12 protein-coding genes are annotated in these 13,399 nt (G+C 73.2%); 2 read left to right on the forward strand and 10 right to left on the reverse strand.

Going from position 1 to position 13,399, the window contains the following annotated elements; all coding sequences use genetic code 11:
* Window positions 1-66 precede the first annotated feature (66 nt).
* From ACRAKH_RS12275 to ACRAKH_RS12285, 3 genes are read right to left on the reverse strand one after another with little or no spacing between them, the layout of a single operon-like run.
* Window positions 67-921 (reverse strand): LutC/YkgG family protein, encoded by an 855-nt coding sequence (locus tag ACRAKH_RS12275; RefSeq protein ID WP_380724227.1) that lies wholly within the window; start codon window positions 919-921, stop codon window positions 67-69.
* Entirely contained in the window at window positions 918-2,312 is a 1,395-nt protein-coding gene (locus ACRAKH_RS12280) for a LutB/LldF family L-lactate oxidation iron-sulfur protein (protein WP_380724228.1), read from the reverse strand. The genes ACRAKH_RS12275 and ACRAKH_RS12280 overlap by 4 nt, the downstream gene beginning before the upstream one ends.
* Window positions 2,309-3,037: a (Fe-S)-binding protein gene (locus ACRAKH_RS12285; RefSeq protein WP_380724229.1), complete on the reverse strand. Its 729-nt coding sequence runs from the start codon at window positions 3,035-3,037 to the stop codon at window positions 2,309-2,311. Before ACRAKH_RS12285 ends, ACRAKH_RS12280 begins: the two co-directional genes overlap by 4 nt.
* A 70-nt stretch (window positions 3,038-3,107) precedes the next feature.
* On the opposite strand from ACRAKH_RS12285, the gene ACRAKH_RS12290 reads away from it, so the two are divergent.
* Entirely contained in the window at window positions 3,108-3,806 is a 699-nt protein-coding gene (locus ACRAKH_RS12290) for a FadR/GntR family transcriptional regulator (RefSeq protein WP_380724230.1), read from the forward strand.
* On the opposite strand, the gene ACRAKH_RS12295 is transcribed toward ACRAKH_RS12290, so the two are convergent.
* The 5 genes from ACRAKH_RS12295 to ACRAKH_RS12315 all read right to left on the reverse strand — a co-directional run bounded on the left by ACRAKH_RS12295 (window position 3,791) and on the right by ACRAKH_RS12315 (window position 10,023).
* Complete coding sequence (locus tag ACRAKH_RS12295) at window positions 3,791-5,179, reverse strand: rhamnulokinase (RefSeq protein ID WP_380724231.1); 1,389 nt, start codon at window positions 5,177-5,179, stop codon at window positions 3,791-3,793. The two genes, ACRAKH_RS12290 and ACRAKH_RS12295, sit on opposite strands and share 16 nt — an antisense overlap.
* A 176-nt stretch (window positions 5,180-5,355) precedes the next feature.
* Entirely contained in the window at window positions 5,356-5,796 is a 441-nt protein-coding gene (locus tag ACRAKH_RS12300; protein ID WP_380724232.1) for a DoxX family membrane protein, read from the reverse strand.
* A 2-nt stretch (window positions 5,797-5,798) separates the two neighbouring features.
* Complete coding sequence (locus tag ACRAKH_RS12305) at window positions 5,799-7,463, reverse strand: peroxidase family protein (protein WP_380724233.1); 1,665 nt, start codon at window positions 7,461-7,463, stop codon at window positions 5,799-5,801.
* 558 nt (window positions 7,464-8,021) lie between these two features.
* Window positions 8,022-8,888 (reverse strand): SDR family NAD(P)-dependent oxidoreductase, encoded by an 867-nt coding sequence (locus tag ACRAKH_RS12310; protein WP_380724234.1) that lies wholly within the window; start codon window positions 8,886-8,888, stop codon window positions 8,022-8,024.
* 133 nt (window positions 8,889-9,021) lie between these two features.
* Window positions 9,022-10,023 carry an AraC family transcriptional regulator gene (locus tag ACRAKH_RS12315; RefSeq protein WP_380724235.1) on the reverse strand — a complete coding sequence of 334 codons (1,002 nt, stop codon included), beginning with the start codon at window positions 10,021-10,023 and terminating at the stop codon, window positions 9,022-9,024.
* Window positions 10,024-10,092: 69 nt separating this feature from the next.
* Here ACRAKH_RS12315 and ACRAKH_RS12320 point away from each other — a divergent pair, with 69 nt between their 5' ends.
* Complete coding sequence (locus tag ACRAKH_RS12320) at window positions 10,093-11,610, forward strand: flavin-containing monooxygenase (RefSeq protein ID WP_380724236.1); 1,518 nt, start codon at window positions 10,093-10,095, stop codon at window positions 11,608-11,610.
* Here the strand turns inward: ACRAKH_RS12320 and ACRAKH_RS12325 are convergent, their stop codons facing one another.
* On the reverse strand, window positions 11,611-12,372 hold the full coding sequence (locus tag ACRAKH_RS12325; RefSeq protein WP_380724237.1) for an SDR family NAD(P)-dependent oxidoreductase: 762 nt from the start codon (window positions 12,370-12,372) through the stop codon (window positions 11,611-11,613). It lies immediately after the preceding gene.
* A gap of 155 nt (window positions 12,373-12,527) precedes the next feature.
* Window positions 12,528-13,364 (reverse strand): alpha/beta fold hydrolase, encoded by an 837-nt coding sequence (locus ACRAKH_RS12330; RefSeq protein ID WP_380724238.1) that lies wholly within the window; start codon window positions 13,362-13,364, stop codon window positions 12,528-12,530.
* Between the last annotated feature and the right edge of the window lie 35 nt (window positions 13,365-13,399).

Raw genomic sequence — 13,399 nt, forward strand, 5'->3', positions numbered from 1 at the left:
GTCCGATCCTAGCGGCCCTCGCGTTTCTGGTCAGCTCCGTCCAGAGTGTGGGAGGGCGTGCCTGGATCAGGTCGCGATCACCACTTCGAGCGTCCGGGGACCGTGCACGCCCTCCACCCGTTCCAGCTCGATGTCGCTCGTGGCGGACGGGCCGCTGATCCACGTCTGGGTGCGCACGCCGGCCAGGGCGGCGATGGCGTCCGGCACCCCGGCGACCACCTGGTCCGCCCGCACGACCACCAGGTGGTAGTCGGGGACGAGGGTGAGGACGCGCGGGCCCTGGTCGGCGGCGTCGTGGTCGAGGACGATCGTGCCGGTCTCGGCGACGGCCACGTGGCAGGCGGTGACGACGGCGTCGGTGCGTTCGAGGGTGGCGACGTCGACGGCCGTGCGGATGACCTCCCACGAGCCCTCGCCGAGGTCCCCGCCCGCGTCACCGGGCTGCCCGCTGGCGCCTCCGCTGCGATCCCCGCCCGCGGCTCCGCCGGGGTGTGCGCCGGCGGGTGCGCTGTGGTCTTCGCCAGGCTGCCCACCGGTGCTGTCCTCGGCGTTCCGGCCAGGCTCGCCGCCCTCGCCGACCGCAACGCCCGTGGCTTCGCTGAGGTCCCCGCCCAGGGGAACCCTGAATTCGATTCTACCGACGGGGTACGACAATTCGGTCCACGCGGGCGGGGTGCCGGGGGCGGCGACCACCAGGCGCGCGCCGCGTTCCCTCAGGGCCTCGGCGATCGTCTCGGGCACGCGGTCCGCCGGGACGACGCGGACCCGTGCCCGGTAGTCCCGCAGGCGCTCGGCGAACACGTCCAGGTCACCCGGGCCGCGCCTGCCGGCCGCCCGGTAGTCGCGCGGCACGGGGGCGGGATCGCGGGGGCCCTTCGCCCGCCGCACCCTGGCCAGGACCTCGTCACGGGCGGCGCTCATCGGGACTCCCACCAGTCGCGGAACGTTTCCTTGGGCGGTTGCGGCAGGTCCCGGGCGGTCGACCAGCCCGGCAGCGGCACGTGCCTGCTCGCCACCCGGCCGAACTTGCCCAGCCGCACGAGGCGGCGCCACCGGCGGGCGTCCGACATCGCCCACGCCAGCACCCGCATCGCGGTCGACTCCGGCGTCGTCGGCTTGGCCTCCGTCACCCGCGCGCGCAGGTGCACCAGCATCGACGGGATGTCGATCGCCACCGGGCACACGTCGTAGCAGACGCCGCACAACGACGACGCGAACGGCAGCGTCGGGTTCTTGTCCACGCCCGTCAGCTGCGGCGACAGCACCGCGCCGATCGGGCCGGGGTAGGTGGAGCCGTAGGCGTGGCCGCCGGTGCGCTCGTACACCGGGCACGAGTTCAGGCACGCCGAGCACCGGATGCAGCGCAACGCCGCCCGGCCGTCCGGGTCGGCGAGCGTGGCCGTCCGCCCGTTGTCGACCAGCACGACGTGGCTGGTCTGCCCCTCGGTCGGACCCGTCCACACCGACGTGTACGGGTTCATCCGCTCGCCCGTGGACGAGCGGGGGAGCAGCTGCAGGAACACCTCCAGGTCCTGCCAGCGGGGCACGAGCTTCTCGATGCCGACGACGCTGATCAACGTCCGCGGCAGGGTCAGGCACATCCGGCCGTTGCCCTCGGACTCCACCACGACCAGCGACCCCGTCTCGGCCACGCCGAAGTTCGCGCCCGAGATCGCCACGTCCACCGTCAGGAACTTCTGCCGCAGGTGCTTGCGGGCCGCCTCGGCCAGTGCTCCGGGGTCGTCGGTCAGGTCCGGGTCGACGCCCGGCATCTCGCGCCGGAACACCTCCCGGATCTCCGACCGGTTGCGGTGGATCGCGGGCACCAGGATGTGGCTCGACCGGTCCTTGCCGAGCTGCACGATCAGCTCGGCCAGGTCGGTCTCCACCGCATGCACGCCGACGTCCGCCAACGCCTCGTTCAGGCCGATCTCGACGGTCGCCATCGACTTGACCTTGATGACCTCGCGCGTGCCGGTGGCCTTGACCAGCCCGGTGATGATCCGGTTGGCCTCGTCGGCGTCCCGCGCCCAGTGCACCTGCGTGCCCCGGCTCGTCAGCGCCTCCTCGAACCGGACCAGGTGCTCGTCCAGGTTCGCCAGCACCTCGTCCTTGATCGCCGCGCCGGCCGCGCGCAGCTCCGCCCAGTCGGGCAGCTCGCCGACGACGTTGGCCCGCTTGGCGCGGATCGTGGTGGTGGCCTTGGCCAGGTTGCGGCGCAGCTGGGCGTTGCCGAGCGACTCGCGGGCCGCCTTCGGGAACGGCGCGCCGGTCAGGTTGCCGCCGCCGGTGGGCATGCCGAGGAACGTCATCGGGTGTGCTCCAGGATCTGCGCCAGGTGCAGCGGGCGGACGCCGCTGCGCAGCCTGCTCAGGCCGCCGCCGATGTGCATCAGGCACGACGAGTCGCCCGCCGTGAGCACGCCCGCCTTCGTGCTCAGCACCGCGCTCATCTTGTCGCCGAGCATCGCGGTGGACGTGTCGGAGTTCTTCAGCGCGAACGTGCCGCCGAACCCGCAGCACGTCTCGGCGCCGGGCAGCTCGACCAGGTCGATGCCCTCGACCGCGCGCAACAGCGTCAGCGGGCGGTCCCGCACCTTCAGCACCCGCAACGAGTGGCACGTCGGGTGGTAGGTGACGCGGTGCGGGAAGTACGCGCCCACGTCGGTGACCTTCAGGACGTCAACCAGGAACTCGGACAGCTCGTAGGTGCGCGTCGCCGTGGCCGCCGCGGCCTCGGCCAGCTTCGCGTCCCCGTGCTTGCGCGCCACGTCCGCGTGCTGGTGGCGGATCGACCCCGCGCACGACCCGGACGGCGCGACGATCACGTCGGCGTGCTCGAACGCCTCGACGTGGTTGCGGATGACCGGCAGCGCCTGGCCGGGGTAGCCGGTGTTGATGTGCATCTGCCCGCAGCAGGTCTGGGCACTCGGGACGACCACCTCGTGGCCCAGCCGCTCCAGCAGCCGGACGGTGGCCTTGCCGACGTCCGGGAACAGCCCGTCGACCAGGCACGTGACGAACAGCGCGACTCTCACGTCGGCGAGCCTAGACTGTGTGGTCTGACCACACCACCCTGTGGTCTGACCACACTTCGGAGGTGTTCGGTTGTCCGGGTACGACGCCGTGCTGCGGCACGTCGAGTCCGAGCTGACGGCGGGCCGGCTCGGCGTGGGGGAGCAGCTGCCCGCCGAACGCAGGCTCGCCGAGGACCTCGGCGTCAGCCGGGCCACCGTGCGCGAGGCGATCCGCGTGCTGCAGGCGATGGGCGTGGTGCGCAGCGGCGTCGGCTCGGGGCCGGACGCGGGCACCACCGTCATCGCCGACCCGGTGAACGGCCTTGGGGCGGCCCTGCGCCTGCACCTCGCCACCCGGAGGCTGCCGATGGCCGACCTCGTCGGCACCAGGGTGATGATCGAGAGCCATTCCGTGCGCGCCGCCGCCGGCAACCCCGACCACCCGGACCTCACCCGCGCCGCCGAGCTGCTGGCCCGCATGGACGCGCCGGACGTCGACGCGCGCACGTTCCACCGGCTCGACGCCGACTTTCACGTCGCGCTCACCGCCGCCGCGGGCAACGCGGTGAACACCGCGATCATGGCCGCGCTGCGGGACGCCATCCACACGACCGTGCTGGACGCCGTGCGCGAGCTGCCCGACTGGTCGCGGACCGCCGTCCGGCTGCGTCGCGAGCACCGGTCCATCCTGCGCGCCGTCCGCGCGGGCGACGGCGAGCTGGCCGCCACCAGGGTCACCCGGCACGTCGAGGGCTTCCACCGCGAGTGGGTCCGTCACTCCGGCAGGTAGTGGCGGACGTCCTCCGCGGCCGCGAGCCGGGCGCGGATCGCCTCCAGCGTGTCGGGCGCGGCGCCGTGCGCCCTGGCCTGCACCAGCACGTTGCCCAGCGCGGTCGCCTCCACCGGACCCGCCGTGACCCGCCGCCCGGACAGGCTCGCCGTCAGCCGGCACAGCAGGTCGTTGCGCGATCCCCCGCCGACGATGTGGATCACGTCCACGTCGTGGCCGGTCAGTCCCACGGCCTGGTCGACCGTGCGGGCGTAGGCGACGGCCAGCGAGTCGAGCACGCAGCGGACCGTCTCGGCCGGCGTGCGCAACGGCCCGGTCGCCGCCGCCGCGATCCGGCGCGGCATGTCGCCCGGCGCCAGGAACGCCGGGTCGTCCACGTCGACCGTCGGGCCGCCCGGCGGCAGCGCCTCGGCCCGCGCCAGCAGCTCCGCCGGGTCGTCCACGCCCCACTCGCGCAGCGACTCCTGGAGCAGCCACAGGCCGCCCACGTTGCGCAGGAACCTGGTCCGGCCGTCCACCCCGCCCTCGTTGGTGAAGTTCAGCTCGCGGGCCCGGTCGGTGAGGACCGGTCCGGGCAGTTCGACGCCCGCCAACGACCACGTCCCGCTGGAGACGTAGGCGAAGCGCGGACCGTCGGCGGGCAGCGCCACCACCGCCGAGGCCGTGTCGTGGGAGCCGACGGACGTGACCACGGTCGTGGCGGGCAGACCGGTCGCGGCCAGCACCTCGGGGAGCAGCGGGCCGCGGACCTCGCCGGGTTCCTGCAACGGCGGGAACGGCACGTCGGGGGCCAGTTCCGCGGCCCACGTCCGCGTCCGCACGTCGAGCAGGCCGGTGGTGGAGGCGTTCGTGATCTCCGTCCGCAGCTCTCCGGTCAGCCGGTACGCCAGCAGGTCCGGCAGGAGGACGACGTGCGCCGCCTTGTCCCACAGCGGCGACGAGCGTTCGGCTTCCAGCTGGTACAGGGTGGTGAAGGGCAGGTGCTGGAGCCCGTTGACCGCGTACAACGCCTCCGGTGACGTGCGTCGGTGCACGCGGGCGACGGCGTCGGCGGTCCGGCCGTCGCGGTAGGCGACCGGCTCGGCCAGCACCGTGCCGTCCTCGGCGAGGAGGCCGTAGTCGACGGCCCACGTGTCGATGCCGATCGACACCACGTCCGGGAACCGGCGCGCCAGGGCGCGCAGGCCGGTCAGCACCTCCCGGTAGAGCCTCGTGAAGTCCCACCGGAGGTGCCCGTCGAGCGTGACCACGCCGTTGGGGAACCGGTGCACCACGTGCAGCGTGGTCCGGTCGCCGTCCACCACGCCGGCGACGACCCGCCCGCCCGAGGCGCCGATGTCGACAGCTCCGAAAACCCTCGCGACGGACGACATGCGCTGCTCCACGGATGCTTGAATCGTTTCAAACACCCAGCAGTCAAGCGCCCGTGCCCCACCCGTGTCAAGGATCGCCGTCCGAACCCGTCACGCGTCCGAGGTCGGTGGCGGGCCGGGCGGACGTGACGGAGTCCGGCCCCCGGGAGGGCCGGGGACCGGACTCCACCGCGCGGCTAGCCCGTCCGTCGCTCTTCGACCCGGCCGAGCAGCACCAGCGCGGCGCAGATGAGCACCACGTTCTTCAGCACGAACTCGCCGTTCGTGGTCAACAGGAGGGGATTGCCCCCGGTCATCACCAGAGCGGGCGCCTGGACGAAGACCAGGAACGTCCCCGCCAGGTGGGCCGCCACGACGACCAACGTCAGCCGCGGCAGCCGCCCGATCAGCAACGCCACCCCCAACGCGACCTCGAACCACCCCAGCGCGGGCACCAGGAAACCCTGGTCGACCCACGGCACGGCGGCGCCGACGAGGTGCGCGACCGGCGAGTCACCGGTCACCTTCAGCACTCCGAACCAGACGAACACGACACCGATCGAGATCCGCAGGGCCGGCGGGGCCACGCGGTCGAGGTGCCGCCACGGGATGGTCCGCTCCCCCAAGCGGGCCGTCACGGTCAGTCTCCCAACGGGTTGAGCAGGTCCGCCTTGCCCTCGAAGGCGAACAGCAGCAGGTCGGTCATCCGGAACGTCTGCGAGTCCGGACCGAACGCGGGCCGCCACGACGGCTCGCGGACGATCGACGTGCGGCTGCCCTCCATGGCGCGGTGGAACACCTCGGCCACGATCCGGCCGCCGACCGGCCCGAGCAGGCCCCCGTTGAACTCCGCCTCCCGCAGGGCGTAGAGCCACAGCGGGGTCGCGGCGGTCACCGCGGCCTTCTGCGCGTCGGTCAGCGAGTCCAGCGCGGCGCCCTGGTTCCCGACGAGGACCTGCTCGTCGGTCAACGGCTCCACGCCGAAGAACTCGGCCATCTGCTGCCCGCTCGCCAGCCGGACCATGTTGGCCCGGGTCAGGTTGCGGAACGCCAGGTTGCGCTGGATCTCCGGGAACGTCGTGCCCCGCCCGTCGAACGAGCCGGCGGGCAGCTGCCGCAACGGGTTCACCAGCAGGCTGTCGACCCGCTTGGTGACGTTGCCGCCGTCCTCGGTGGGCGGCACGAGGTCCGGCCGGTCGGCTTCGGTGAAGTCGTACAGCCGGCGGAAGTCCGCGATCCAGTTGGTGGGCAGCGTGTCCACCGTGCCCGAGTTCGGGTTGTCCAGGTCCGGCAGCTGCGAACCGGGGTCGAAGTTGCCGGAGGTCCCGGTGAAGACGAACAACAGGAACAGCGTGGCGACACCGCCGGGGCCGTCCGTGTTGAACACCCGGTTCCACTGGTACGCGCCCCGGATCATGCTGTGGCCCAACCGGTACGCCGCCACCGAGAACTCCAGCGGCATGGTCGGCTGCAACCCGTGGGGCGACTTGCCGCGACCGGGCGCCTCGAAGAAGCGCCGGCCGTTGGCGAACACGTCGTCCACGATCGCCGGGTCCACGATCCGCGGCAGGAAGTCGGTGCGGAGCATCCACTGGTAGTGGCGCACCACCTGCTCGCGCGCCGCGGTGAACAGCCGCCGCCCGGTCAGGCCGCGCAGCGCCAGCTCGTCCACGACCCGGTTGTGGAACCTGATGAACGCCAGGTGGGTCTGGGCGATCACGAGGTTCTCGTCGTTGCGGGTGTCCGGGATGAGCGGCTTGCGCCGGTCGGCCCCGGTCGTGCCGGCGGCCCCGAACCGCGGCAGGTCGAACCCCTCCAGCGGGACGTTGACCCGCTCGTCGGGGAACGGTGTCGGCGACGTGGTGCCGACCTTCAGCTTCACGCCGTCGGCGGCGTAGAAGACCCGGTCGTGGCGGTCGCCGGGACCGCGGCCGTACACCGAGTCCAGGTCGAGCGCCGGTGAGCGGCCCTGCATCAGGTCGCCCAGGTTCACGTCGTCGCCGAGCTGCGACTCGGTGCGGTCCATGGTCAGGTCGTGGTCCACGAACTGGCCGAGGTAGGTGAACCCCGCCGGGATCGGCGGGTTCGCGGAGTCGAGCTGCGGGACGTCCGCCGTCATGGCGGTGGCCAGGGCCGTCCTGGTCTCCTCGTCGAGCGGTGTCCCCTCCGGCCCCAGCCGCGAGAAGCGGAACCGGCGCAACTCCTCCACGGTGAGCGGCTGACGCGTGGTCGCCGCCCCGTTGCGGTCGAACTCCAGGACTCCTTCGCCCACGACGAAGAAGCTGTTCGCACCGTGCTGCTTCATAGACCCCCCCAGGTCTGTGTTTCCCGGAAGCACCGGGCAGGACGGACGCACCCCCTGTGTGCCGCCCTGTACTACACATGTACCAGGTTCTGTCCATCAGATACACGGACTAGCGGGTTGCTCCGGATGTATTAATCCATCCGAGTGGGAAAGTGCCCGGTCGTGCCCGTTCGGCGGCACCTGTCGCCAGGAAAATTTCCTCCCCGTGACCCGCGCATCGCCGTGCGCGACGGCCCGGCCTCCACTGTGGTCGCTTGACCGGACATCCCCGCCCGCCCGCACGAGCTGAACCACGCGCCGCTCGGCCGGGATCGCGCCCCGACCGAGCGGTGGCGGTTGGTGGAGCCGCGGTTCCGGACGGCGCGGGCGTCGACGTGCTGGACGTGCCGAGGGACCGGTTCCTGGCGGACGTCGACTGTGGGCGACGAGCCGGAGGTGTCCGAAGAGGACGAGCCGGCGGCCCTCCTTCACCGCCGCGACGGACGACGACGACGTGCGCGCCGCGTTCGACACCGACGCCTACCGCGTGCCGCCGGTGGTCACCTCGCACCGCCCCGGTCAGGAGCCGGTGGAGGTGCTGTTGCGCTGAGCCGCGTGGCGGGCGGTGCTCGGGCTGAGGCGGTTCATCACGGCCAGGTACGACGTGGGGAACAGGCGCGCCAGGATGTCCGGGGCGACGGCGGTCCACGCGATCAGCACGCGGCCCTTGCGCTTCTCGACGCCCGCGAGGATGCGCTCGGCGGCCTTGTCGGCGGGGTAGGTCAGGAGCTTGGCGAAGTTCTCCTTGCCCCGCGCGGCCTCGGCCTCGTCGACGCCGGACGCCACCCGTGCGCTCTCCGCGATCCGGGTGCGGATGCCGCCGGGGTGCACGCACGTGACGCCGACGCCCCGGTCGGCCAGCTCGTGGCGCAGCGACTCGGTGAACCCGCGCAGCGCGAACTTGCTGGACGAGTACGCGGACTGGCCGGGCGGTCCGATGAGGCCGAACAGGCTCGACACGTTGACCACGTGGCTGCCGGGCGAGGCGAGCAGCGTCGGCAGCAGCAGGCGGGTCAACGCGACCGGCGCGCGGAAGTTGACGTCCATCACCCAGTCGAACTCGTCCGCGCTCACCTGCTCGAACGTGCCGCTCAGCGCCACGCCCGCGTTGTTGACCAGCAGGGTGACGCGCGGGTTGGTGGCGAGCACGCGCGCCGCGACGCCGTCCAGCCCGGCGACGTCGGCCAGGTCCGCCACCACCGACTCGACCCGCACCCCGCGGATCTTCGCGGCCACGGCGGCGAGCCGCTCGGCGTCCCGGTCGATCAGCACGAGGTGGCTGCCGCGCCGCGCCAGCCCGTGCGCGAGGTGTTCGCCCATGCCGCCGGCCGCGCCGGTCACGACCGCCGTGCCGCTCGCGAACCGGTAGCGCGAGAGCTGGGACATCGGGCCTCCTCAGGGTGTCGGTGACACCAGTGTGGCGCGGACGGGGTCCGCGGGCTTGACTTCGGGCGACAGAGATTGACCTCGCGCGACATTCGGGTGACGACTCCCGACCCGCAAGTGACGACGTCCGACGTCACGTGCCGCGTCGGACGGCGCTCGGCGTCATGCCCCACCACCGGCGGCAGCACCGGCTGAGCGCGGACTGCTCGGACAGCCCGAGCATGCCCGCGACCTGGCTCATCGGCATGTCCGTGGTGGTCAGGTACCGCTTGGCCGCCGCCTGCCGCACCTCGTCCAGCACGGCGGCGAACGTGGTGCCCTCGGCGGCGAGTCGGCGTTGCACCGTGCGCGGGTGGAGGTCGACCAGCCGGGCCACCGCGCCGATCTCCGGCGGGAACGTGCCCAGCGACCGGGTCAGCACGCCGCGCACGCGTGCGGTGAGGTTCGCGCCCTCGCCCGGCGACTGCTCCGCCAGGAACGCCAGCGCCAGCCGCCACACCCGCTCGTCGCCGCCCGCCAGCGGCTGGTGCGCCAGGGCCCGCGGCATCCGCAGCATCGGCGCGTCCTGTCCGATGTGGACGGTCACGCCGAAGAACTCCTCGTACGCGGCGAGAGGCGCGGGCGGGTGGTACGGCAGCTCGACGCTGCGCAGCCCGTACCGGCCGCCCAGCAGGTACGTGATCGACCGGTGCAGGAAGCCCAGCCCCAGGTCGGTCGCCTGCACCGACACCGGCAGACCGGGCGGCGGGCCGTAGCGCAGCGCGGCGAGGTCCGGCGCGCCGTACGGGTCGTCCACCATCGCCAGGCTCAACGACCGGGCGTGCACGAACAGGTAGCGCGAGGTGCACTCCAGCGCGTCCGCGACGGTCGGCGAGTTCTGGATGGCCAGGGCCAGCGGGCCGAGCATGCCGAAGTCCTGCCGCGCCGCGACGCGCAACCCCAGGTCGGGGCACCGCAGCTCGGCGGCGGCGACCTCCAGCACGTCCGCCATCACCCGGTCGGACACCAGCAGGTCGTCCACGTCGAGCGCGGCCACGGGCAGGCCGGCCGCGCGGGCGTAGTCCTCGGCCCGGCCGCCCAGCTCCGCCACGGTCGCGCGGAACCCGCGCAGGCCCGCCGACCGGATCACCGACATGTCGTACAGGGTCAAATAGTTGTCGTCCCCGGTCAAGAACCGCGCCGGGGCCTCCAGCACACTGGACCCATGACGACCCCCGAGCACCTCGACGTCGTGATCGTGGGCGCCGGACTGTCCGGTGTCGGCGCGGCCTACCGGCTGCGCGAGGAGTGCCCCGGCAAGTCCGTCGCGATCCTCGAAGCCCGCGACGCCCTGGGCGGGACGTGGGACCTCTTCCGGTACCCGGGCATCCGGTCGGACTCGGACATGTTCACCCTCGGGTACCCGTTCAAGCCGTGGCGGGAGGCGAAGTCGATCGCCGACGGGCCGTCGATCCTGGCCTACATCCGCGCCACCGCCGAGGAGTTCGGCATCGACCGGCTGATCCGCTACCGGACCAAGGTGGTGGCCGCCGACTTCGACACCGCGGCCGCGCGCTGGACGCTGACGCTGAGCCGCCGCGACGAGTCCGGCGCCGTCACCGAGAGCACGCTGACCTGCGACTTCCTCTACTCGTGCGCGGGCTACTACGACTACGACCAGGGCCACGACCCGGTGTTCCCCGGCGTCGAGTCGTTCCGCGGCGAGGTCGTGCGGCCGCAGTTCTGGCCCGACGACCTCGACTACGCGGGCAAGCGGGTGGTGGTCATCGGCAGCGGCGCGACCGCGGTGACCCTCGTGCCGTCGATGGCCGACACCGCCGCGCACGTCACCATGCTCCAGCGCTCGCCGACGTGGATCGGCGTGGTGCCGGGCCGCGACAAGCTCGCCGACAAGGTCCGCGAGCTGCTGCCGCCGAACGCCGCGCACCGGTTGATCCGGACCAAGAACATCCTGTTCGGGCTGGCGTTCTACCAGTTCTGCCGCCGCTGGCCGAAGGCCGCGCGCAAGGTGCTCACCGGTCTGTCCACGAAGGTCCTCGGCGACGCCGACGCGGTGCGCGAGCACTTCACGCCGACCTACGACCCGTGGGACCAGCGGCTCTGCGCTATCCCGGACGCCGACCTGTTCCGCGCGGTCAAGGCGGGCCGGGCGTCGGTCGTCACCGACCACGTCGACGCGTTCACGCCCGACGGCGTCCGGCTCGCGTCCGGCCGGGTCCTCCCGGCGGACGTCGTGGTCACCGCCACCGGGCTGCGGCTGCTGGCGCTCGGCGGGATCGCGCCGAGCGTGGACGGGCGGCCGGTCGTGCTGTCCGAGCAGTTCATCTGGCGCGGTGCGATGATCACCGGGCTGCCGAACTTCGCCGTGTGCGTCGGCTACACGAACGCGTCGTGGACGCTGCGGGCCGACCTGACGTCACGGCTGGTGTGCCGGGTGGTCAACCACATGGACCGGCACGGGTACGCGTCGGTCGTCGCCACGCCGGACCGCGAACTCGCCCGCCGCCCGCTGCTCGACCTGGCCTCCGGGTACATCCAGCGGGCCATCGACGCGTTCCCGCGCCAGGGCGACCGCGGCCCGTGGCGGGTGCGGCAGAACTACGTGCTCGACGCCGTGTCCACGTTGCGCGGCGACCTGAGCCGCCAGCTCGTCGGCACGCGCCGCGCCGCCGTGCGCCGGTCCGACGGGGTCGGCCGGGTCCGGACGGCCGCCGACGGGTGATCAGGGCAGCTTGACGCCGGTGATCGCGGCGCAGGCGGCGAGCAGGCCTTCCTGCAGGTCCACGTCGTACGCGGCGGGGTTGGCGGGCAGCTCCTCGCGCCACTTGAAGTAGCGGCCGGTGACGGTGGCGGCGGGCTCGTCGCTGGTCGCGAGCCAGACCTGGGTGTCCGCGCCCTTCGGCAGCTCGTCGGTCGCGTTCGGGCCGCCCAGCTTGGTCTTGATCCAGCCGGGGTCCACCGCGTTGCTCAGCACGTCCGGCCACCGGCGGGCCACCGCGAACGCCAGCGCCACGTCCAGCAGCTTCGAGTCCGAGTACGCCTGCATGCCGTCCCACGGGCCGCGCTCGTGCTGGAGGTCGTCGAGGTCCGCGACGCCCTGCGCCTCCAACCCCGAGGTCAGGTAGACGAGCCGGCGGGGACGCGGCATCAGCGCGGTCAGCAGGTACGGGGCCAGCACGTTCACCTGGAACAGCAGCTCCAGGCCGTCCTCGGTGACCGTGCGCTCGGCCAGCCCGCCGCCGAGCCCGGCGTTGTGGACCACCACGTCGCACGGCTCGGCCGCCGCCGCCAGCTCCCTGGTCTGCTCCAGGGACGCGAGGTCGCCGACCACGACGCCGGCGGCGCCCGGCACGGCGGCGAGGGCCTGCCCGGCCCGTGCCGCGTCGCGCGCGTGCAGCACCACCCGGTGACCCTGTGCGGCCAGCGTCGCCGCCGTCTCCCGACCGATACCGTCCGACGATCCCGTCACCAGAACGCTCACCATGCGCCGCAGCCTACAGTGGGAGCGCTCCCAGAGCGCTTCGCGACGCGGTCGAGCCCGGCCCTGGCGGTGCCGGGAACGGCGTGACGTGGCTGGACGGGGCGCCGGTCGTCCCGCGCGTCCCTGCGACGGTGATCCCGGCCGGCGCTGCCGGGATCTCAGACGAGTCCGGCGAGCAGCGCGGCGGCCTCCTCCGGGTGGACCAGCGGACCCAGGTGGCTCGTGTGGAGGCTGTGCACGTCGAACGGGTTGTCCGGCGTCAGCGCGTCCGCCTCGCGGATGAACCGGTCCTGCAGCTCGATCGGGAGCGAGCGGTCGGCGGTGAGCCGGACGTAGGTGTGCGGCAGGCGGCTCCAGACCGCCGGGTCGACGCGGTCGTCGCCCGAGTCCAGGCTGTCGTCCGGCTCCAAGGTGTTCAACGCGGCCAGGAACTCCGACTCCGTGCCCTCGTCCAGCAGCGCGGTCTTCAACCGGGCCAGCACGGCGGGGTCGGCGGTCCGCCAGTTCAGCCGCAGCGCCCCGAGGTCGGCGGGGTTCGCGGCGAGCAGGCCGCCGAGGTCGGCGAGCAGGCTCGACGCGTTCTCCGGCGCCGCCGTGTACCCGGCGGCGCCCAGCTCGACGCAGCACCACGCGGACAGGTAGACGACCCGGTGGAGGAGGTCGGGCGCCGCGTTCGCGACCGACGTCACGGTCATCCCGCCCCGGCTGTGCCCGACCAGCACGACCGGCCCGTGCTCCGCCGCGCGCCGCACCACGTCGATGACGTGGGCGACGGCGTCGGCGTGGCTCGCGCCCGCGATGCCGGCCGGCGCGGTGGCCAGGGCGGCCGGGTCCTGCGGCGCCTGGTAGGCCGCCGTGAACGTGGCGCCGAAGCCGTGGCCGGGCAGGTCCACGGCCAGCGCCCGGTGGCCGCGCAGGGTCAGCTCGCGGATCATGGGGGACCAGTGGAACGAGCTGCTGCCGGTGCCGTGGACGAAGACGAAGATCGCGTTCATGCCGTGATCCTCACACCCTGCCGTGACCGGGCCGG

It is taken from the genome of Saccharothrix hoggarensis (assembly GCF_052936025.1).

What these genes read in the sequence shown, in the direction of transcription:
- ACRAKH_RS12330 (WP_380724238.1), bottom strand. Translation starts at nt 13,364, where the DNA reads ATGAACGCGATCTTCGTCTTCGTCCACGGCACCGGCAGCAGCTCGTTC.
- ACRAKH_RS12305 (WP_380724233.1), bottom strand. Translation starts at nt 7,463, where the DNA reads ATGAAGCAGCACGGTGCGAACAGCTTCTTCGTCGTGGGCGAAGGAGTC.
- ACRAKH_RS12315 (WP_380724235.1), bottom strand. Translation starts at nt 10,023, where the DNA reads ATGTCGGTGATCCGGTCGGCGGGCCTGCGCGGGTTCCGCGCGACCGTG.
- ACRAKH_RS12280 (WP_380724228.1), bottom strand. Translation starts at nt 2,312, where the DNA reads ATGACGTTCCTCGGCATGCCCACCGGCGGCGGCAACCTGACCGGCGCG.
- ACRAKH_RS12310 (WP_380724234.1), bottom strand. Translation starts at nt 8,888, where the DNA reads ATGTCCCAGCTCTCGCGCTACCGGTTCGCGAGCGGCACGGCGGTCGTG.
- ACRAKH_RS12275 (WP_380724227.1), bottom strand. Translation starts at nt 921, where the DNA reads ATGAGCGCCGCCCGTGACGAGGTCCTGGCCAGGGTGCGGCGGGCGAAG.
- ACRAKH_RS12320 (WP_380724236.1), top strand. Translation starts at nt 10,093, where the DNA reads ATGACGACCCCCGAGCACCTCGACGTCGTGATCGTGGGCGCCGGACTG.
- ACRAKH_RS12295 (WP_380724231.1), bottom strand. Translation starts at nt 5,179, where the DNA reads ATGTCGTCCGTCGCGAGGGTTTTCGGAGCTGTCGACATCGGCGCCTCG.
- ACRAKH_RS12325 (WP_380724237.1), bottom strand. Translation starts at nt 12,372, where the DNA reads ATGGTGAGCGTTCTGGTGACGGGATCGTCGGACGGTATCGGTCGGGAG.